General features: G+C 49.3%; 21 protein-coding genes. 8 read left to right on the top strand and 13 right to left on the bottom strand.

Going from position 1 to position 20,702, the window contains the following annotated elements:
• Positions 1–17: 17 nt before the first annotated feature.
• The 4 genes from ACN0RF_RS11965 to ACN0RF_RS11950 all read right to left on the bottom strand — a co-directional run bounded on the left by ACN0RF_RS11965 (position 18) and on the right by ACN0RF_RS11950 (position 5,811).
• Positions 18–2,033 carry a prolyl oligopeptidase family serine peptidase gene (locus tag ACN0RF_RS11965; protein WP_417439181.1) on the bottom strand — a complete coding sequence of 672 codons (2,016 nt, stop codon included), beginning with the start codon at positions 2,031–2,033 and terminating at the stop codon, positions 18–20.
• Between the two features lie 75 nt (positions 2,034–2,108).
• A complete protein-coding gene (locus tag ACN0RF_RS11960; protein ID WP_417439180.1) occupies positions 2,109–3,953 on the bottom strand; it encodes a DUF1302 domain-containing protein in 1,845 nt (614 codons plus the stop codon).
• A 182-nt stretch (positions 3,954–4,135) separates the two neighbouring features.
• Positions 4,136–5,065 carry an electron transfer flavoprotein subunit alpha/FixB family protein gene (locus tag ACN0RF_RS11955; RefSeq protein ID WP_417439179.1) on the bottom strand — a complete coding sequence of 310 codons (930 nt, stop codon included), beginning with the start codon at positions 5,063–5,065 and terminating at the stop codon, positions 4,136–4,138.
• Entirely contained in the window at positions 5,062–5,811 is a 750-nt protein-coding gene (locus ACN0RF_RS11950; RefSeq protein ID WP_414018875.1) for an electron transfer flavoprotein subunit beta/FixA family protein, read from the bottom strand. Before ACN0RF_RS11950 ends, ACN0RF_RS11955 begins: the two co-directional genes overlap by 4 nt.
• Positions 5,812–5,935: 124 nt before the next feature.
• On the opposite strand from ACN0RF_RS11950, the gene ACN0RF_RS11945 reads away from it, so the two are divergent.
• Positions 5,936–6,307 carry a SufE family protein gene (locus ACN0RF_RS11945; protein WP_417439177.1) on the top strand — a complete coding sequence of 124 codons (372 nt, stop codon included), beginning with the start codon at positions 5,936–5,938 and terminating at the stop codon, positions 6,305–6,307.
• A gap of 132 nt (positions 6,308–6,439) precedes the next feature.
• On the opposite strand, the gene tcdA is transcribed toward ACN0RF_RS11945, so the two are convergent.
• The 3 genes from tcdA to ACN0RF_RS11930 are packed head-to-tail and all read right to left on the bottom strand — an operon-like array spanning position 6,440 to position 8,647.
• Entirely contained in the window at positions 6,440–7,216 is a 777-nt protein-coding gene (gene tcdA / locus ACN0RF_RS11940; protein ID WP_417439176.1) for a tRNA cyclic N6-threonylcarbamoyladenosine(37) synthase TcdA, read from the bottom strand.
• Positions 7,209–7,628 carry a PAS domain-containing protein gene (locus tag ACN0RF_RS11935; RefSeq protein WP_011233771.1) on the bottom strand — a complete coding sequence of 140 codons (420 nt, stop codon included), beginning with the start codon at positions 7,626–7,628 and terminating at the stop codon, positions 7,209–7,211. Before ACN0RF_RS11935 ends, tcdA begins: the two co-directional genes overlap by 8 nt.
• Complete coding sequence (locus ACN0RF_RS11930) at positions 7,625–8,647, bottom strand: response regulator (protein WP_417439175.1); 1,023 nt, start codon at positions 8,645–8,647, stop codon at positions 7,625–7,627. Before ACN0RF_RS11930 ends, ACN0RF_RS11935 begins: the two co-directional genes overlap by 4 nt.
• A 382-nt stretch (positions 8,648–9,029) precedes the next feature.
• Here ACN0RF_RS11930 and ACN0RF_RS11925 point away from each other — a divergent pair, with 382 nt between their 5' ends.
• A complete protein-coding gene (locus tag ACN0RF_RS11925) occupies positions 9,030–9,587 on the top strand; it encodes an REP-associated tyrosine transposase (protein WP_417439174.1) in 558 nt (185 codons plus the stop codon).
• A gap of 179 nt (positions 9,588–9,766) precedes the next feature.
• Here ACN0RF_RS11925 and ACN0RF_RS11920 read toward each other — a convergent pair whose 3' ends face one another.
• The 5 genes from ACN0RF_RS11920 to rppH form a co-directional block, all read right to left on the bottom strand.
• The gene (locus ACN0RF_RS11920; RefSeq protein WP_417439173.1) at positions 9,767–10,618 is read right to left on the bottom strand and encodes a thymidylate synthase; all 852 of its coding nucleotides are present in this window, start codon (positions 10,616–10,618) and stop codon (positions 9,767–9,769) included.
• 308 nt (positions 10,619–10,926) lie between these two features.
• Entirely contained in the window at positions 10,927–11,727 is an 801-nt protein-coding gene (gene lgt / locus ACN0RF_RS11915) for a prolipoprotein diacylglyceryl transferase (protein WP_417439172.1), read from the bottom strand.
• A gap of 23 nt (positions 11,728–11,750) precedes the next feature.
• Positions 11,751–12,542 (bottom strand): sulfite exporter TauE/SafE family protein, encoded by a 792-nt coding sequence (locus ACN0RF_RS11910; RefSeq protein ID WP_417439171.1) that lies wholly within the window; start codon positions 12,540–12,542, stop codon positions 11,751–11,753.
• Between the two features lie 2 nt (positions 12,543–12,544).
• Entirely contained in the window at positions 12,545–14,815 is a 2,271-nt protein-coding gene (gene ptsP / locus ACN0RF_RS11905; RefSeq protein ID WP_417439280.1) for a phosphoenolpyruvate--protein phosphotransferase, read from the bottom strand.
• A 5-nt stretch (positions 14,816–14,820) separates the two neighbouring features.
• Entirely contained in the window at positions 14,821–15,333 is a 513-nt protein-coding gene (rppH, locus tag ACN0RF_RS11900; RefSeq protein WP_011233763.1) for an RNA pyrophosphohydrolase, read from the bottom strand.
• A 94-nt stretch (positions 15,334–15,427) separates the two neighbouring features.
• Here rppH and mutH point away from each other — a divergent pair, with 94 nt between their 5' ends.
• A complete protein-coding gene (gene mutH, locus ACN0RF_RS11895) occupies positions 15,428–16,102 on the top strand; it encodes a DNA mismatch repair endonuclease MutH (RefSeq protein ID WP_417439170.1) in 675 nt (224 codons plus the stop codon).
• A 196-nt stretch (positions 16,103–16,298) separates the two neighbouring features.
• Entirely contained in the window at positions 16,299–16,961 is a 663-nt protein-coding gene (locus ACN0RF_RS11890; protein ID WP_417439169.1) for a DUF2982 domain-containing protein, read from the top strand.
• Between the two features lie 140 nt (positions 16,962–17,101).
• On the opposite strand, the gene ACN0RF_RS11885 is transcribed toward ACN0RF_RS11890, so the two are convergent.
• Positions 17,102–17,836 carry an EAL domain-containing protein gene (locus ACN0RF_RS11885; protein ID WP_417439168.1) on the bottom strand — a complete coding sequence of 245 codons (735 nt, stop codon included), beginning with the start codon at positions 17,834–17,836 and terminating at the stop codon, positions 17,102–17,104.
• Positions 17,837–18,005: 169 nt separating this feature from the next.
• Here ACN0RF_RS11885 and ACN0RF_RS11880 point away from each other — a divergent pair, with 169 nt between their 5' ends.
• From ACN0RF_RS11880 to ACN0RF_RS11865, 4 genes are read left to right on the top strand one after another with little or no spacing between them, the layout of a single operon-like run.
• Entirely contained in the window at positions 18,006–18,428 is a 423-nt protein-coding gene (locus ACN0RF_RS11880) for an ATP-dependent zinc protease (RefSeq protein WP_417439167.1), read from the top strand.
• A complete protein-coding gene (rimK, locus tag ACN0RF_RS11875; RefSeq protein WP_417439166.1) occupies positions 18,425–19,330 on the top strand; it encodes a 30S ribosomal protein S6--L-glutamate ligase in 906 nt (301 codons plus the stop codon). The genes ACN0RF_RS11880 and rimK overlap by 4 nt, the downstream gene beginning before the upstream one ends.
• A gap of 1 nt (position 19,331) precedes the next feature.
• On the top strand, positions 19,332–20,354 hold the full coding sequence (locus ACN0RF_RS11870) for a succinylglutamate desuccinylase/aspartoacylase family protein (protein ID WP_417439165.1): 1,023 nt from the start codon (positions 19,332–19,334) through the stop codon (positions 20,352–20,354).
• Positions 20,344–20,700, top strand: a complete 357-nt coding sequence (locus tag ACN0RF_RS11865) for an Hpt domain-containing protein (RefSeq protein ID WP_417439164.1) — start codon at positions 20,344–20,346, stop codon at positions 20,698–20,700. Before ACN0RF_RS11870 ends, ACN0RF_RS11865 begins: the two co-directional genes overlap by 11 nt.
• The last annotated feature ends 2 nt before the right edge of the window (positions 20,701–20,702 follow it).

Here is a 20,702-nt window from a genome sequence, read left to right as displayed (position 1 = left end):
GACTTAGTCTACCTGAGTTATTCGTCCCGGTATTTTTCAAACCAATGCAGAATGTAAGCCACTTTATTCATCAGGTTACTGGGCCGCGCGTAAATACCATGGCCTGAGTCCTGAATGCGCACCATAGCAGTGTCCACACCTTTCAGTTTCAGTGCCTGATAGTACTGCTCAGTTTCTGACATTGGCGTACGGTAGTCGTTTTCACCAGTTAACAGCATGGTTGGCGTAGTCACATTGCCGACATAGCTGATAGGCGAATACTTCATGTAATGTTCCATGTTATCCCAAGGCAGACCCGGGAACCAGTACTGATAGAAAAAGTTGTACATATCGGCAGTAAGCACAAAGCTGTACCAGTTGATAACCGGCTTAGCCACAACCGCCGCTTTAAAACGGTCAGTGTGTCCGACTATCCAGGCGGTTAACACGCCGCCGCCACTACCACCGGTAACGTACAGCTCGTCTTTGTCGATAAAGCCTTTGTCGATAACCGCGTCTACACCGTCCATTAAGTCGTTGTAGTCGTGGCTAGGGTAGTTATGGTGAATTTCATTGGCAAAGTCCGAACCGTAGCTGGTACTGCCGCGTGGGTTGGTGTACAGCACCACGTAGCCAGCTGCTGCAAACAACTGAATTTCAGCCGCAAAGCGAGGGCCATAGTTAGTGTGCGGACCACCGTGAATTTCCAGCATTAGCGGGTAGTCTTTGTCTTTATCGAAACCCGGTGGGTAGGCTATCCAGCCCTGCAGGTCGATGCCGTCAACGCTCGATTTGTAGCGAATTTCTTCTACTTTGGCTAATTGTTTATGCGCCAGTGCGTCTTCGTTTAAACGAGTTAGCTGCTGCACGTCACCGTCGTCCCAAAGTGCCAGCTCCGCCGGACGCATTGGATTAGAGATGGTAAACGCTAAACGATCACCTTTGGCTACGCTGAAGTCACCACCACCGTATGGACGGGCGTAAGAAAGCCCTCCCACGCGGTCGGTCAATTGCGTATGGTCGCCGCTTAGCGAGGTGCGCGCCAGTTGGCCAATACCATTGTCGTCGTAAGTAAAGTAAACGCCCTGGCTGTCGCTGTCCCATTCAAAGCCTGTAACGCCACGGTCTAAGTCTTCAGTCAGCAGTTCTACGTCTGAACCGTCTAAGTCCATTACGTACAAATTAGCTGCCTGAAAGCTCATTTTGGTGTCGTCATAACCGCTAAAAGCAATCTTCTCACCGTCGGGGGACACTTTTGGCGAACCATCTGGGCCGTCGCGGTCAGTAATAGCAGTGATTTCTTTACTATTCAGTGTTAAACGATAAATTTCGCTGTTAACCGGCTGGCGAAAAGCGTCGTCACGACGGTTTGCCGAAAAGAAAATATGCTTGCTGTCCGGTGACCACGAGAGTTGTCCACCGTGATTAAACTCTTCGTCGGTTAGCTGACGCGGAGAGCCTCCGGTTGCCGGCATAACATAAATTTGCTGGTGTCCGTCTTTGGCATAACCACCACCGTCATAACGATAGTTGCCTTTGTCGATATACTTAGGCGCAGCTGTCCAGTTCGCGCCTTCGGGTTTACCCGGTAAGCTGACCGGTGCCGGCTGCGATTTCGGCGTAAACATGGAAAACGCAATTTGGCTGCCGTCGGGTGACCAGCTTAAGCCTGACGGTGCTTGCGTTAACTGGGTAACCGCCGCGCTGTCACCGGAGTCGACCCAATAAATATGCACTTGTGGTGAGCCGGTTTCGGTGGACACGTAAGCTAAGCGGTCGCCACTTGGTGACCATACCGGCTGGCTTTCACTGCCCTGACTGCCGGTTAACGGGCGAATGTCGCCATCTGGCAGGCTGGCCCATAACCGCCCCACTTTACTGTCGTTGTTTATGTCCATAGACTGACGGACAAATACTGTCCATTCGCCGCTGGGGTGAATAGTCGGTGACGATGCGTATTCCAGCGTAAAGATGTCTTCCAACTGGAGTTTTTCCTGGGCTACTGCTGTGCCCGAAAGCACCAGCGCCGCCGCTGTTATTATCCATTTTTTCATTGTTGTTCTCCCGGAAATAAAAAAACCGCCTCAGTAGAGACGGTTTTATCGTGATTAACACATTAATTCAATGTATTAGAACGCGTATGAGAAGCTAACTGACGCATAATCGCGGTCTGCCAGCGGATCGAGTTCTTCATCAGAATACATGGTGTAACCTAAGCTGACTTTATAAGCTGACAGATAGTCAGCTACCAGGTTCAGACCCAGTGATTTACGGCCTTCAATAAAGTTGCTGTTGGTTGAATAGCCGTTTACGTCATGGTTAAACTGAATAGTTGGGTTTAAACCCCAACCCTGCCAAACGTTCGAGTATTCAAACTGGAAGCGCGTGCGGTAACCCCATGAGGTAGATGTTGCAAAACCTTCGCAGTTGGAATCTGCAGCAGCGCCCGTATCTTCTGCGGTCAGACACTTACCATATAGTGGCAAGCGGCCATAACGCTGTTCGTTTAGGCCCGGCATATCGTGGACATTGTTCATTGCCACTTCACCAACAAAGGTCATGCGGTCAGAACCCCATAAACGGTCAACGAAACGCACAAAACTGACTTGCGTCTGGCTGACATCTAAACGGTCATAACCGTTTGCCAGACCACCTAGTTCAGTATTAGCTACTCGGTCAGCAAAGGTACTCGGCACGTTTGGACGCAAACCTGCAGTCAAAATTTCGGTTGTGTTAATTTGTACTGGCACACCATCGCGATAGCTGTACTCACCCGAAACAGACCACAAACCTAGGTTGGTGCTGAAGCTAAGACCATACACTTCGGTGTCTTCAGGGTATTCGAGTACTAAACGAGGCCCATCAACAGGGTAGCCGGTTGGTGTTGACCAGGTGTAACCCGGTTGTTGGCCTGCTGCACCGGCCGCTTCCTGGAAGGGACGAGGATCTACTGTCCAGTTATAGGCCGAAATAATAGGCGTATTGTTGTGCAGGTTCAGGTAATAAACACCGAATTCAGCACCAAGGTCTAACGAATAGTAGCGCAGGTTTGCACCCCACTGACCACTGTCAGAAGCTTCCAGAGTTGGGTTGCTGCCAATATAAGCACCGGCTTGTACCGATTCGAAGTCACTTAGATAACTGTCAGGGTCACCCGGAACTAATTGCGGGTTAAGCGTAACCTTGCCACAGCCTGAACCACCAATAATATCAACGCTTGAGAAGTAGGTACCGCAACCGTCTAGTTTGGTGTTATCCCACTCGTACTGGTAAAACGCTTCCAGGTTAAGCGAGTCGGTTAAACCAATGCTGGTGCTGAACATACCAACAGGTAACAAAGCTTCTTTAATTTCTGCGCCCGGACGGCGAGCAGCGTTAACATCTAACGGGTTAATGTCGTTGATGCCATTAAAAATAAACGAGCTTTCACCCCAGCTTAATACCTGACGACCTAAGCGTACGCTGGTTGGCATGTTGCCTAAATCGAAGTTAGCGTAAACAAAAGCATCGAGTAACTCGATACCTTTACCTTGAGAGTAATCGTCAAAGATATCGTCATTTAATTTGGTATCAGGAAAATAATTATTACCCGCATGACCATGCGCCATATTCTCTTCTGAAACCACATAGTCATACCAATAATTAAAGCGAACAAAAGCACCGTGACTACCGCCATCAATGCTTAAATCGTGTACGCCTTTGAATACTGATGAAACTAAATCGCCTTTATCGAAGTTCAGGTTGCCGTCGTCGCCGACGCTGGAGCCAGCTGTTCCGCCGGCACGGTTACCCGGATGGATAAGGTGATTAGCTTGATCTTCCATACGCCATGCTGCGCCGTATGACAGAATGGAATCGAATTTAATTTCATAATCGCCGACTTCAAAGTCAGCTGCCTGCCCTGATGCTGCAAAGCTCAGTGCAATGGCCGTAGCCAGAGGAAGTTTTTTTAGCATAGTTGTTCTTCTTTTCATTGTGAGCCACCTAATCTTTTTAACTTGTTTGGCGGTTATGTCTGAATCATGTCCGATGAGTTAAAAATATGCAAGTATATGAACACGAAAATATAACAAGTTGTAAGAAAAAGTGCGGGGAAATGTCGCTACTGACGGCTAAAACTGCGCGTCAGCAGCGATTTTTAACAGCGAAATGAACGTTAAATTTTGCTGTTTAATTCCGGTAGTACGTCGAATAAATCGGCGACTAAGCCATAATCAGCTACCTGGAAAATAGGTGCTTCTTCGTCTTTGTTGATAGCAACAATGACTTTAGAGTCCTTCATACCGGCTAAGTGCTGGATAGCACCACTAATGCCTACCGCAATATAAAGCTGCGGTGCAACAATTTTACCGGTTTGGCCAACCTGCATGTCGTTTGGCACAAAGCCCGCGTCTACCGCGGCACGGGATGCACCTACAGCAGCACCTAGCTTGTCAGCTACGTCTTCCAGCAGGTGGAAGTTTTCGCCGTTTTGCATACCACGACCACCCGAAATAACGATTTCGGCTGAAGTCAGGTCAGGACGTTCAGATTCGGCCAGTTGTTCTTCAACAAATTCAGATTTGTCGTTATTGAAAACAGAGTCGATGTTTTCAACTTCACCACTGCCGCCTTCTTCTGCAACTGCGTCGAACGCTGTTGCACGAACGGTAATAACTTTGATTTTGTCTTCTGACTGCACAGTGGCAATGGCGTTACCTGCATAGATAGGACGCTTAAAGGTGTCGTCGCTTTCTACTGAGATAATGTCAGATACCTGCGCTACGTCTAATAATGCAGCAACGCGCGGCATGAAGTTTTTGCCGGTGGTGGTGGCTGGTGCCAGAATGTGGCTGTAGTTTTTGCCTAAATCAGCAACCAGTTCACTGATGTTTTCCGCCAGCTGATGCTCGTAAGCTTCATTGTCTGCCAGCATGACTTTTTTCACGCCGTCGGCTTTTGCTACGTTTTCAGCAACGGTTGAGCACCCTTTACCGGCAACCAGTACCTCGATGTCGCCACCGATTTTCTGTGCAGCGGCTAACGTTTTCAGGGTTGATGGATCAACCGCGTTATTGTCGTGTTCTGCTACCACTAAGATGCTCATAATACTTTCGCCTCGTTTTTCAGTTTGTCGACCAGCTCATCTACGTCAGCTACCTTAACGCCCGCGCTACGCTCGGCAGGTGTCTCAACTTTCAGCAGCTTAATAGTGCGCTTAACTTCCACACCCAGTTCGTCCGGAGTTGTGGTTTCCAGCGGCTTACGCTTGGCCTTCATAATGTTTGGCAACGACGCGTAACGCGGTTCGTTCAGACGCAGGTCGGTAGTAACAACCGCAGGCAGGCTCAACTTAATAGTTTGCAGGCCGCCGTCGATTTCACGAGTGACGTTAACAAAACCGTCGCCCACTTCCACTTTAGACGCGAAAGTACCTTGTGGCATACCGGTTAAGGCGCCCAGCATCTGGCCGGTTTGGTTGTTGTCTGAGTCGATAGACTGTTTGCCCAGAATAACCATGTCCGGACCTTCTTTCTCTACGACGCCTTTTAAGATTTTGGCGGCAGATAAAGAGTCTGGCATGTCGTCGGTTTCAACCTGAATGGCACGGTCTGCACCTAATGCTAAGGCGGTGCGAAGCTGTTCCTGCACGGCTTTAGGGCCAATAGAAACAACAACCACTTCGTCTGCAGTGCCTGCTTCTTTCAGGCGTACGGCTTCTTCTACCGCAATTTCACAGAATGGGTTAAGTGCCATTTTGACGTTTGCCAAATCGACATCGGACTGATCTGGTTTAACGCGCACCTTGACGTTGTAGTCAATGACGCGCTTAACCGCGACAAGTATCTTCATGTTGTCTTCCTTTTTCTGGAATGTTCTGAATGTTGGTATTTATTATGTTGCCATTATCCTAGACTGGCGTCGATCTCACAAGTTATGGGAGAATAAAACTCTATTGCCGTAAGGGAGAGTTTACATGGCCAGCTGGGAACAGCTTTTTCGTCACTTAGTTCAACAAGCTAAAAGTCTACCAGAATACCCGCCGGAATGTCGTGATGACGATCATCTGGTGGGTGGCTGCGAGGCTAGGGTGTGGCTGTGGCTGGATACCTCTGACCCGGAGGCGGTAGTTATTCGCTTTGATTCTGAGTCACGCATAGTGCGCGGCTTACTGGCGCTGCTGCAACAACGGCTGGATGGTTGCTCGGTGGCGGAAATAGCCGCCTTTGATATTGACGCCTTTTACCGCGCCGAAGGCCTGGACAACGCCCTCAGCCCCTCGCGCAGCAACGGCCTGTACCAGGTAGCCAAAACCTTGAAGCTGCGGGTTGTTCAACACCGCACCTGATGTAAACATCAGGCTACGTGCACCCTGTAGCCTGACATTCATGTCAGGTGAGATGCCCCCGGTTAAAACACCGCTCAAATAAATAGACAATAACGCCGCGTGTTCAGCATCGCTCCTGACGTAAACGTCAGGCTACAACTTCTTCAACAAAACAGCGGTGGCTTGCATGGCGAAGCTGCAGGTAACTACCATAGCAGCGCCAAAGCCGGAGCTGCAGTCCATGCGCATGGTGCCGGAGCCCGGTTTTTGCAGCGTGACTTCGCCTTCGTGTTCACCGGAAATTATTGGATAGCGCAACTGCTCTTCGGAATAGACACAGTCAACGCCCCATTTACGTTTGGGGTTCTTGGAAAAGCCGTAATCGCGGCGCAGTTGTGAGCGCACCTTAGCCAACAACGGGTCTTGTTTGGCTTTGGCAAGGTCACCGACGCGGATCATACCAGGGTCTATCTGCCCACCCGCTCCGCCGCACACCACTATGCGTAACTTGCGACGCTTACACCAGGCCACCAGCGCTGACTTAGTATTAACGCTGTCTATGGCATCGAGCACGGCATCGGCGCCGGTTAAGTATTCTTCAAAGTTTTCCGGCAGCAAATAGTCATCAATAACCTTTACTTCGCAGTTGGGGTTAATGCTTTTCACCCGTTGCGCCAGTACTTCGCTTTTAAGCTGGCCTATGGTGTCGTCGGTAGCTGGTAGCTGGCGGTTAATGTTAGTCACACACACATCGTCCAGGTCTATGAGCGTTAGCTTACCAATACCGGTACGCGCCAGAGCTTCCACCGCCCATGAGCCAACGCCGCCAAGCCCGGCGACCACAATGTGTAACTGCTGAAAATGGTTAAGTGCCTGTTGTCCGTAAACACGGCTGACACCACCAAAGCGCTGATCGGGTACTTTACTCATGACTAGGCTGTTCACTCACATCGTAAATAATAATGCCCACCTGGTGCACTTCACCTCGTGGGTTCTTCAGCGGAATTAAGGTGACGTTCTGGTACATCCATTCACTCTGCCCACTTATTGGACGGCTGTGACGAAAGCGAAACACATAAGGACGCTGCTGCCAGGTAATAAACACCCGCGAATTCAACTGCCGCACCCGGTCAATTTTACGCTGAAACCAGGCCTCTTCGATACCCGGGCAGCAGCGAAATAAATTTTTATCGCGTACTTCACTCGGACGCAGGCCACTGTGGTTCTGCATAAACTCATTCCACATCTGAATGTTGTTGTCGTTATCAATAACTACAATACCGACATCAATCGCACCTAAAATGCTCAGCTTGCTGTGCAGTTCGTCCATATCGTCTATCATTCGTCGTCTCCCTGAAGCCAGTGAGCCAGCTGCTGATCGAGAATTTTCACCGCGTCGGCCGGGAATAGCAGCAGTAAGTCGAAAGCCAGTTTGTGCTCCGGTAACTGATAACCAATTTCTATGGCCAGAATTTTCTGCCAGCGATGTTCGCCATATTTAATTAATTCCCGCATTGACTGCTGTTCACCTAAAAGCACCGGCTGCGAAGCCGCAAATTCCACATGCAATTGCTGGCCTAAGCCGTTTAAACAGGCCGAAGACAAAATGGAAGCGACATCCATTAACGACTCTATGCGTTGTTGCTTTATTGAGCCGCTCTCGCCAAACTTAGCGCCCAACAGTTTGCCAATATCGTCAATGGATGCTTCATTAAACAGCGTTAGCGCTTCGCCCAGAATACCGCTGCCGGAAAACCCCTGACTTACCGCAGCCACCTGCTTGTTGGTGTCGATAGACTCTATTGCCATGTGCAGTTCGGAGGGAGCGATAAAATTGACATTAGGGACAGGCAATTCAATAAAGGTATCCAGCACCCGGGCTAAATGATCACCAGCCTGCCCCATAGCAACATTCGATACTTCCCGGTAAACATCCAATGGATTCGCCGGAGCCTGTGGTGTTTCATCGGCCAGTTTAAGCTGACCCGCAGCCGGTTGGTACAGACCAAACTGCTGCAACAGGGTTTGTATGTCTTCTGGCTTCATCGGCTTTTTCACAAAAGCCATAGCGCCCAGAGCCTGCACGCGCTTTTGAGCCTCCGGCTGAATGTCACCGGACACCACAATAACCAGAGTCTCTAATTGCTCTTCTTTTATAGCCTGCAGGGTTTCATAGCCGTCTTTTACCGGCATATTTAAATCCAGAAACAGTACTTCGGCACGCCCTTCGCGCACGCACGTAAGCGCCTGCTCGCCGTGCTCTGCCTGGTGAACCTCAGCGTCCCAGTCATCTGGCAGCGTGCGAAGTAACTGCTTACGTGCCATCTTGGAGTCATCGCACAGAGTGACTTTTAGCGTCATAATTTAAGGTTTCCGCCAGTTGTCTAATGCCCTTATTCTAGCGCAGGCAGTAGCCCGATGCCATGGATGTGGATATACCCGCCAACGTAGCCTGACATTTATGTCAGGTGGGATAGAGACCGGGCGTTGTAGCCTGACATTCATGTCAGGTGGGATAAAGACCGGGCGTTGTAGCCTGACATTCATGTCAGGTGAGGTATCCCCGGCAAAAATACCGCCCAAATAATTAGGCGATACCGTGTATTCAGCATCGCTCCTGACGTAAACGTCAGGCTACATCAATGTCGAGTTGCATCAATGTCAAACTGCATCAACCAATAAGCCGTTTTCCTACAACACAATGGAATTGACCATTCCTGGGTTATGGCTATTAATTACCTGCATGACTAATGTACGCAGATACTATGAAGGTGGATGGTATTTCTTTACCGTTTGCACCCACAAAAGACAAAAGGTACTAACACGCCCTGACATTCTGGCGGCGTTACGTAGTGCCGTGAAAGAAACCATGCAAACTCACCCGTTTGAAATAGAAGCCTGGGTTGTCATGCCTGATCACCTGCATTGTGTATTGAGAATAATGGACACGAATGTTCCGGTTCGGTGGTCTAAAATTAAGGCCTTAACCTCTAAAGCTGTGCCAGAGTTCTCCGCTAAAAATTATAGTAAGCACTATAAGAATAAAAGTAGACAAAAGCGCCAGTTAAACAGCCTATGGCAGAAAGGATATTGGGAGCACACAATTCGTAACGAAAAAGAACTTCATATGTACTTACTTTACTGTTGCTATAACCCGGTAAAACATCGTTACGTTTCAAACGCTACCGAGTGGCCCTATTCAACTTTGAATCGTTACCTGCGTAATAATCGATACCCGCCCGATTGGGCTTACATTAACGAATCTTGGGTAGATAGTAACTTGGCTGCATACGACCCATGACGCAACCTACGTTGGTGATGTAGCCTGACATTTATGTCAGGTGAGATACCCCGGCAAAAATACCGCCTAAATAATTAGGCGATGCCTTGTATTCGACATCGTTCCTGACGTAAACGTCAGGCTACGTGCACCCTGTAGCCTGACATTTATGTCAGGTTACGGCGGTGACAAAGTGTATATCACACGGCGAATGGGTATTTAATGGGTTCGTGGCACTGGTAGCCGCTGACGGTGAAATCGTCTTTGCTGACCCAGGTTTCAATGTCTTCTAAAGACTTTATCTCAGGGTTAATATGCAGCTGTGGCGACGGGAAAGGCTCACGCTTCAACTGAACATCACGCATTAATTCAAGCTGGTTTTCATAAATGTGAGCGTTCACTATCTTGTGGTAGGCCTTGCCCGGCTTGTGACCGGTGATTTGTGCGACCAAAGCTAAAAGAACAAAGCACTGAATTTGATTAAAATTGAGCCCCAAAGGTACATCGCAGCTGCGTTGGTAAGAGGTTAGGTAAAGCGTGTCGCCTAACAGCGAAAAGTTGTGGGTATGCATGCACGGACGCAAACAACCCAGTTCAAATTCACCAGGGTTATAGAAAGTAACAATTTCCCCACGGTCATCAATGCCTTTCGACAGGTTATTAATGACCTTTTTCAGCTGGTCTAAGTGGCTGCCATCCGGCTTTTGCCATGAGCGCCCCTGCACACCGTAAACACGGCCCATGTCGTCTTCGCCTTTGCGATTCGGATTATTCAACCAAGCCTGGTTTTCGTTGGCATTGGCGTCCCAGGTTTTGCAGCCAATATCACGGAATTGGGCGGCGCTGTCGTAGCCTCGCAAGTATCCTAGAAGCTCAGCAATAGCCGACTTGTAATAGCTTTTCCGAGTAGTAATTAACGGGAATTGATTGTTGGCAACATCGTATTCTAAGTCGGCGTTTATGACCGTCAGGCAGTTAATGCCTGTACGCTCATTTTTAACCCAGACACCTTCGTCGACAATGCGCTGGCACAGCTGTAAGTATTGTTTCATTTTATGCGAATTATGTTGTGCGTAATGTTTTACATCGTACCTGATGCTGTAGCCTGATGCTATTGCATCAGGTGAGATCTTACCTATGAAAGCCCATCTGCAGTAGCCTGACATTGACGTCAGGAACGGTATCTCACCTGACCTCTTCGTAGCCTGACATTTATGTCAGGGCCAATATCTCACCTGACCTCTCCGTAGCCTGACATTTATGTCAGGGCCGGTATCTCACCTGACCTCTTCGTAGCCTGACATTTATGTCAGGGCCAATATCTCACCTGACATAAATGTCAGGCTACACCCCGCATCCATCAGACTGTAGGCGATTGTTTCTGTGCGCGAACCATCAGGATGATACCCAGAATGATCATTGGCAGAGTTAGCCATTGACCCATAGACATACCTAAAGACAGCAGGCCTAAGTGCGCATCGGGTTCACGGAAGAATTCGACGATAAAGCGAGCCACGCCGTAGCCCAACAGGAACAATCCACTTACCGCACCAACGCCACGGGGTTTGCGCTGGAACCAGAGTATAACCAGGAATAATAGCAGGCCTTCTAACAAGGCTTCGTATAGCTGCGATGGGTGTCTCGGTACCGGTCCCCCGCTTGGGAAGTACATAGCCCATGGCACTTCTGCCGCACGCCCCCAAAGCTCGCCATTAATAAAGTTACCAATGCGTCCGAAAAATAACCCCATAGGCACTAACGGAGCAACAAAGTCGCCAACCTGTAAAAACGAGCGCTGTTTTTTGCGGGCATACAGATACATAGCCGTAATAACACCTAGCAAGCCGCCATGAAATGACATTCCACCTTCGTGAATGTAGAACAGGTACAACGGGTTATCGATAAAGTAGTCGAAGTGATAAAACAGGGTATAACCAATACGGCCACCGAGGATAACGCCAATAAAACCCCAGAACATTAAGTCGCTGAACTCTTCTTTGCTCCAGTTAGGGTCTGTTTTGGTCTGACGCATACCCCAGAAGTAGGCAAAAGCAAAGGCGGCTATATAGGCAAGGCCATACCAGCGAATGTCCAAAGGTCCCCAAATATGAAAAAGAACAGGATCAATGGCGGGAAATTGCCAATAGTCATTAGACGGCACTGCTTGTACTCCCTGCTTTATGGTTAATTAAAAATAAGTTGTATGGCGACCAGAATTAAAAACGCAGCAAAAACGCGCTGTAACTGTTTGACTGGTAATTTGTGCGCCAGTTTAGCACCCAGTGGGGCGAATAGCACCGACGCAACGGAAATACCTACCCAGGCGGGAACATTGATTAACCCTAGAGCGCCGGTTTCCCGACCCGACAACCAGCCATTCAAAATAAACATTACCACCGAGCTGCAACCGATAACAAAGCTGCCGAGCGAGGAAATTGCAATAGCCTGGCGCACCGGCAACCGCATACGACTTAAAAATGGCACCGTCAGCGCCCCACCGCCAATACCGACTAAGCCCGATATGGTTCCGATAATATAACTGCCAAGCGCAACCAACCGTTTAGAAACCGACGTTAAAGGCTCACCGGTTTTCTGCGGCAACACCATACGAATAGCCAGCGCTATTAACACCACGGAAAATATAATTTTTAACCAGTCCGGATCAACAACAGTGACCAGAAAAGCGCCGGTCATTGCGCCAACAGACAAGCCCGGCAATACCCTAATTAGCCAGAATTTCTCCATCAAACCATGTTTGGCGTGCGCACGTGATGCACTGGCTGTGGTCATGCAAATGGTTGCCAGACTGGTGGCAATTGCGCTGGGGACAACCAGCTCCGGCGGCACGCCAATAATAGGCAGTAAATAAATGAGTAGTGGCACAATAACCAGACCACCGCCAATACCCAGCAAGCCGGCTAATAACCCCGCCACTGCTCCGCCGCCAATACACCAAATCCAGGTGGTGAGTAACATGCTTATTTCCCTGCTCTGACAAAACCACCGAGTCCGATGCTTTCCATCTTCTCGGCAATCATTTTGCGAATTTGATCGGGGTTACGTGCCTGCAAAGCTTTAGCCAGCATCACGTTTAACGTGCTGGAACGCACATTACGCAGTATCCAGCGCACCCGGTCGACGTTATAACTGTTCATACTGAGCTGTCGATAACCCATAGCCACCAGCAGTAAAGCACCGCCCGGATCACCGGCTAACTCGCCACAGACACTAACGGGCTTACCAATTTCTTCGCAGCGCCGGGCGATTTCATCCAGGCTGGCTAATACTGCCGGGTGGTAGGCGTCATAAAGGCTGGCAACGCGACGGTTGTTGCGGTCAACGGCCAGCAAGTACTGTGTCAGGTCATTACTGCCGACCGAGAAAAAATCGACTTTGCTGGCCATAGCCGGCAACTGATAAATAGCGGCGGGCACTTCTATCATCACGCCCAGCTGCGGCTGAAACAGGTTAACACCCACTTCACAGCCCTGCTCTTCGGCTACCTCAAAATACGCTTGTTTGATAAGCCGTGACGCTTCGTCAACTTCGCTGGTACTGGTTATCATGGGCAGCAAAATACGCAAATTACTTTTGCCAATACTGGCTCGCAGCATAGCGCGAATTTGAATCAGGAAAATTTCCGGATGGTCCAGAGTTAACCGTATACCGCGCCAGCCCAGAAAAGGGTTGTCTTCTTTTAAGGGAAAATAGGGTAACGGCTTGTCGCCGCCAACATCCAGTGTACGCATAACCACTGGCTGATCAGGAAACTGCTCCAGCACCTCCTGATACATTTCGGTTTGTTCGTCTTCGGTAGGTAACTGGTCACGCATCATGAAAGGTATTTCTGAGCGATACAGACCCACGCCATCTATGTTCAGCGTTTTTAGGTAGTCGTGAGTAACATCCAGCCCGAGGTTCAGATGCAGGCTAACACGCTGGCCGTCCTGGGTTTCTGCCGGCAAATGGCTGTGCTCAGTAACAATATCACGCAGCTCTTGTTCTTCTTCGGCTAACTGATGAAACTGAGTTAATACCTGCGCTGGCGGGTCAATATAAATTTCGCCGGTATAACCATCCACAGCCAGCTGGCGGTCAGAGAAAAAATGCAGTTCAATGTCGTCGACACCCAGCACCGCAGGAATGTTCATGCTGCGCGCCATAATGGCCGCATGCGAGTTGCTGGAACCGTTTAACGAAATAATACCGGCAATTTGTTCACGTGGCAGTTCCGCCAGCATTGAAGCAGTGACTTCGTCCGCTATCAAAATGAAATTGTCCGGCAAAGGCGTGCGTTTGCGCTGACGGTTTTGCAAGTGCAAAAGCACCCGCTGGCCTATGTCACGAACATCGGTGGCGCGTTCTTGCAGGTATGAGTCTTCCAGTGCTTCAAACTGAGCGACAAACTGCTCGACCACATATTTTAACGCCGTTTGCGCGCGCCAGCCTTCTTTAATCATGTTTTCGACGGCGTCGCCCATACTGGCCGCGTCCAGCATGCCCTGGTACACATCGAATATGGCCAGAGTGTCATCCGGGACCTGCCCCGCCATGCGTCTGGAAAGCTCTTTTAAGTCGGCCCGGGTACGGGCAACCGCCTGACGGAACTTGCGAATTTCGTGAATGGGTTTGTCGGAACGCCGCGGAGTCACCTCATCTATACGCGCTTCTGGTCGCGACACATAAGCCTCACCTACGGCCACACCGGGCGAGCCGGGCAGACCTCTTAAACTGTGTATCCAGGGTGAGTGCTCACTGACCAGCAAGCCTTTGGCATCGGCATGCGCTATAACTGCCGCCAGTTGCGCTGCCAAAGTAACAATAAAAGCTTCTTCTTCACGACTGAAACTGCGCGCTACGCTTTGATGCACCACCACAATACCCAGCACTTTACGGCGATGGATAATAGGAGCGGCTAGTAAGCCCTTATAAATATTTTCGTTGGTATCGCTGAGCTTTTTGTTGGCGGGATGCATGCTGGCATCGGCAATGTTTAAGGGCTCTTCTCGTTGTGCCGCTAAACTGATAATGCCTTCGCCAAAGTCGACCCGAACGGGTTTGCCGTCCTCGGCGCGGAGGCCGTCGCTGGCCGCCATAACAAACTGACGCTGGTCGTTGTCGGCCAAAAATACACTGCAACTGTCGGTTTCTAAGGCTTCGCGCACCTGACTCACCATGGTAGTTAATGCCATGTTGAAATCAGGCGCTTTATTGACGCCCTGGACTATCCTTTGCAATGTAACCAACATCATATTTAACGTTTGCGCCTGTGCTGACGCCCTCCCGAAGCTCGAAATGGCATCGCCTGCGTGGCAAACTCTTTCATCACCCGACGGTAAACATCGCGTTTGAAGGATACGACCTGCCGCACCGGGTACCAATAACTGACCCAGCGCCAGCCATCAAATTCAGGGTGGCCTGAATGTAATACATCTACGTCTTCTTCACGACATTTTAGCCGTAACAAAAACCACTTTTGCTTTTGTCCAACACACATGGGCCGCTGTTCACGTCGAATTAAGCGCTTTGGCAAGCGATAACGCAACCACTGACGGCTGGTGTACAGAATTTCAACCTGCTCTGGCTTTAACCCGACCTCTTCGTAGAGTTCGCGGTACATTGCCTGCTCAGGGGTCTCGCCTTCGTGAATTCCTCCTTGCGGAAACTGCCAGCTTTGCTGGTTAATTCGACGAGCCCAAAATACCTGCCCATGCCCGTTACAGATGACGATTCCTACGTTTGCCCGGAACCCTTCTGCATCTATCACGCGAGCATCCTCAATTATTCTCTGTTACAGTGGATTCTTCCATAAAGCCCGGTTGCGGGCAAATGCTGATTCACTATTTACGAAGATTTAAGTCATGACCGACAAGCCACAACGCCCTCAGTCCATTGATGAATTGTTTCAGCGCGCGGCGGCTTTAGCTGGCCGTACATTTGCTGATCTGGCTGCTGAAACCGGATTACAGGTACCCAAAGATTTGCGCCGCGATAAAGGCTGGGTAGGACAACTACTGGAGCTGCAACTGGGCGCCACTGCGGGCTCTAAGCCCACGCAGGACTTTCCTGAGCTGGGTGTTGAACTGAAAACCCTGCCGGTAACGCCCGACGGTGAACCACTGGAAACCACTTTTGTCTGTACGGCTCCGCTGGTGAATATTCAGGGCGTCCAATGGGCAACATCTAACGTACGAAATAAATTACAACAAGTGTTGTGGCTACCTATTGACGGTCGCCGCGAAGTGCCTTTGGCTGAGCGGGTTGTTGGCAGTGCGTTTTTGTGGATACCCAGTGCTGAGGAAGAAGCTTTGCTACGCAACGACTGGGAAGAACACATGGACCGTATTGCTTTGGGGCAGGTTGAGAGCATTACCGCACGTCAGGGTGAAGCCATGCAAATTCGCCCCAAAGCCGCAGATGGCTCGGCGCTGACCGAGGCCATTGGTCCGGAAGGTACTATAATTGAAGTGCGCCCACGGGGCTTTTATCTTAAGAAGGATTTCACCCGGCAGATATTGCAGCGGATGTTTATGTAAAACGTGGTGTTGCCTGTTCACCCCATAATGTAGCCTGACATTTATGTCAGGAACGATGTTGAACACACAGCATCGCCTGATGATTTGGACGGCGTTTTTCCCGGGTGTATCTCACCTGACATAAATGTCAGGCTACGGAGCACAGAATCAGTATTACGGGCAATGTCGGTGGGTTATCCAGTACGTAGGAGAAACTATGCAATTTAATGTCAGTCCTCAGGCTAAGCGCAATGCATTAACCTTTTGTGGGTTAGCTGTACTGTTGTTTGCGCTACTGGTTTTCCTTCATCTGGTGCGGGACGATATTCCGGTGGGTGTTACTGTGGTGCTCGGCGCAACGTCCGGCATATTCTTGCTGTTAGGCATAGGTAAAGTGATAGAGCCTCCGGTTTCACTGGTGATTACCGAAGAAGGTATTCGTTATTTGCACCGCCGTGGACAATGGCAGATTCGCTGGGACAATATTATTCGTTACGACGTTCCCCGCGTGAACCGGGTGCTGGAGCTTGAAGACGCGCCCTTTCTGGGGTTCCGGTTGTATCAGGTTGAAGAAGTGCTGGACGATATTTCCCCCCGGCTTGCTTCTGCTCTATTGTTCGAGCAGCGTCAGTTGCTGACCATGGCGTTGCGGCATCAGGCCCCCGATCGTGAGGATTATACGCCTTACTTTGATATTCCGGACAGCTACATCAGCCCGAATGGCACGGTCTACAAGGGGCTAATTGGTGTGTTTGGTAAGCGCATGGAACAAATGCGGGAATTGCTTGGCTATGACCTTTACGTAAGTTCCAATGCGCTGGACCGCGACATTTACGATTTTAAAGCCCATTTGCAGAAGTTGCAGGCATCGCGTGCGTAGCCTGACGTTTACGTCAGGAGCGATATCTCACCTGACATAAATGTCAGGCTACAGGGTGCACAGAACCAGGATCTCACCTGACATAAATGTCAGGCTACAAGGCGCACAGAACCAGGATCTCACCTGACATAAATGTCAGGCTACGGGAAATTAATGTTCTGGAAGGCTTCCAGCATGGGCTTCTGGAAGAAGTAGCCTTGCATTAGGGTAATGCCGCTGTCGCGCAGGTATTTATACTCGTCTTCGGTTTCAATGCCTTCGGCGATAAGCTGAATCCCCAGCTCTTCTGAAATTTGCTGAATGGACCGAACCAAAGTTTGCTTCACTTTATTGTGATTAATATCACGAATAAGCTTCATATCAATTTTCAGGATGTCCGGCTGAAAGTCAGCCAATAAATTCAACCCGGCGTAACCGGCACCAAAGTCGTCGATAGCGGTTCTGAACCCCTCTTTACGATAAGCTTCAAACACTTCCACCAGAAACTCCTGACTCACAACCTGTTCCTGTTCAGTCACCTCAAAAATAATTTTATTCCGGTCGAATCCAGTTTTGCGGGCCGTCGATAAGGTGGTTGCCAGACAGGTTTCCGGTTCATATATAGCGTTAGGCATAAAGTTAATGCTCAAACTACCCGGTAATTGAATACGAGACGCGGTCTCTATTGCCTTAACCCGGCAGGTTTGATCAAAAGTGTACTTGTTGTCTTCTGTCACTTGCCCCAATATTCGGCCTGCGCCCTCGCCGTTTTCTCCGCGCACCAGAGCTTCGTGTGCGAATACGCTTTTGTCAGAAATATCAACAATGGGCTGAAAGGCCATTTTAATGCCAAACCCCAAAGGTTTTCGACAATCACAAGATGGGCAAACCGACATAGGCTATCCTTAAGTTGAGTCTTATTACTTATTTTATCAAAAGTAGCAGTTTTCGTTGCTTACGTAAAAAGCTATCACACCTGACATGAATGTCAGGCTACATAAATAAAAATTGCGTTTTACCAAAAATACTGTATTAAGCATTCAAGATTTACAACAAGGTAGCACAATGACAACAATTGGCTGGCAAGAGTGGGGAGCACTTCCTGAACTCAATATTAATCTCATTCATATGAAAGTCGATACTGGTGCCAAAACTTCGTGTTTGCACGCGTTCAAACTTGAACCTTTTGAACGCGACGGGCAGGAGTGGTTGCGTATTTTTATGCACCCAGAGCAAGGCTCTTTACGCGAACAAGTTTGCGAAGCGCCGGTATTTGATAAACGCGAAGTGACCGATTCCGGCGGTCATACCGAAATCCGTTATGTGATCCGAACCCGGTTACAACTGGGTAAGTTTGACCAGGCGGTCGAACTGACATTAACTAACAGAGACACTATGAAGTTCCGTATGTTATTGGGTCGACAAGCCATGCGCGGAAACTTTATCGTAGATCCACAAGCCTCTCACTTATTAGGAGAAGAGCAATGAGAATTGCGATTTTATCGCGTAATGCCTCACTTTATTCAACCCGCCGCTTAGTGGAAGCCGCTGAAGAGCGTGGACACGAAGTTGACGTGCTTAACCCGCTAAGATGTTACATGAACATTAATGCGCGTGAATCATCCATTCACAAACACGGCAAGGAACTGCCCCACTACGACTGCGTTATTCCGCGTATTGGTGCGTCGATCACCTTTTATGGCACCGCTGTTTTGCGCCAGTTTGAAATGATAGGCAGCTATCCGTTAAATGAATCAGTCGCTATTTCCCGTAGCCGCGACAAGTTGCGCTCGCTGCAATTGCTGTCTCGAAAAGGCATCGGCCTGCCTACCACCGGATTTGCCAGTCAGCCGCAGGACATTCCTGACCTGATTGACATGGTTGGTGGTGCACCGCTGGTTATTAAATTGCTGGAAGGTACTCAGGGCATTGGCGTGGTGTTAGCCGAAACCCGTCAGGCCGCTGAAAGTGTTATTGAAGCCTTTATGGGTCTGCACTCCAACTTTATGGTGCAGGAATACATTAAAGAAGCGGGTGGTGCGGACATTCGTTGTCTGGTTATTGGTGATAAAGTTATTGCGGCAATGAAGCGTCAGGCTAAAGCCGGAGAATTTCGTTCAAACCTGCATCGTGGTGGCAGCGCGTCGTTAGTTAAGCTGACTCCGGCTGAGCGCGCAACGGCGGTTAAAGCGGCTAAGACTATGGGGCTTAATGTGGCCGGTGTGGATATCTTACGCTCTAACCACGGCCCATTAGTTATGGAAGTGAACTCTTCACCCGGACTTGAAGGTATTGAACAGGCAACCGAGAAAGACGTTGCGTCACAAATTATTACCTTCCTGGAGAAAAACGCCAAAGCGCATAAAACCCGTACCAAAGGGCAAGGATAAAATGAACGGTTTTGAACTGGCTGGACAATGGGTAGAACCAGGGTCGCATCAGCATATAACTCTGCCCGCGTTGCGTTTATATAACGATGCACCGCTGGACTTACGCATAGATGTATTTCATGGCACCAAGCCCGGACCGGTATTGCTGGTTTGTGCGGCTATTCATGGTGATGAGCTGAACGGCATTGAAGTTTGCCGTCGCTTAATTAATACCACCGATGCCCGCACGTTAAGCGGCACTTTAGTTGTGGTGCCTATTGTTAACTTATTTGGCTTTATTCAGCAGTCTCGCTACTTACCCGACCGACGTGATTTAAACCGTTGTTTTCCCGGCTCGGAACGGGGGGCGCTGGGAAGTCGTATGGCGTATTTGTTCAGTGAAGAGTTGGTCAAAAAGTCGACCCACATTGTAGACTTACACACGGGTGCTATTCACCGCAGTAATCTTCCGCAAATTCGGGTGGACGTTGAAAATGAGAACGCACTGGCTATGGCGAAAGCTTTCAGCACGCCGGTTATTCTGCATTCTAAAGAGCGCGACGGTTCGTTACGGGCTTTAGCCAATGAGCTCGGTATTCCTCTAATTTTATACGAGGCCGGTGAAGGACTGCGCTTTGATGAAGCCTCGATAAGTGCCGGTGTTATTGGCGTACAGAATGTCATGAAGCATTTAAAAATGATGAAAGGCCGCCGTCGTGGTCGTCGTATTACACCCGTCATTGCCCGTCGCTCCACCTGGGTTCGGGCAGAACGGGATGGCCTTATTATTCCCAAAGTTGAACTGGGACAAACCATTCAGAAACAACAAGTATTAGCCTTAAGCGTTAACCCGCATGGTGGCGAAGGCGATGCGATTGAATCTCCGGTACGCGGCATTATTATAGGCTGCAGCAATATTCCGGTAGCTAATGAAGGCGAAGCCTTATTCAATGTTGCACAGTTTGATAAAGACGCCATGTCGGACGCCACCGAAAGCGTTGATTCTTTTACCGAGGTTTACGAGAACAAACCTTATGAGCAGTAATTCAGCACAGATTGATTTTAACCGCGGTCTGCGCCATTGTGACAATCAGCACAGCCTCTACCGGGAAGTGCTGAACTGTTATCTGGAACAGTTTGCTCCTTTGCTGAATACAGAGGACTTATTAGAAGATGTTGAAGCGGCCCGCTTACAGTTACATACGTTAAAAAGTTTAAGTGCTACTATTGGCGCGACTGACTTGAGCCTTTTGGCTGCACAACTTTTCAAAGACTGGCAGTTAAAGACTTACGAACAACGCATTGAAGCAGTTAAACAAGTTAACGCTGAATTAGCCGCAGTGAATGAAAAAATAGCAAGCTACTGTAATGATGTTGTCCCGGACGATTAAAT

The organism is Idiomarina sp., from assembly GCF_048260185.1.
GTDB lineage: Bacteria > Pseudomonadota > Gammaproteobacteria > Enterobacterales > Alteromonadaceae > Idiomarina.
This window is presented reverse-complemented; position numbering and strand designations above follow the sequence as displayed.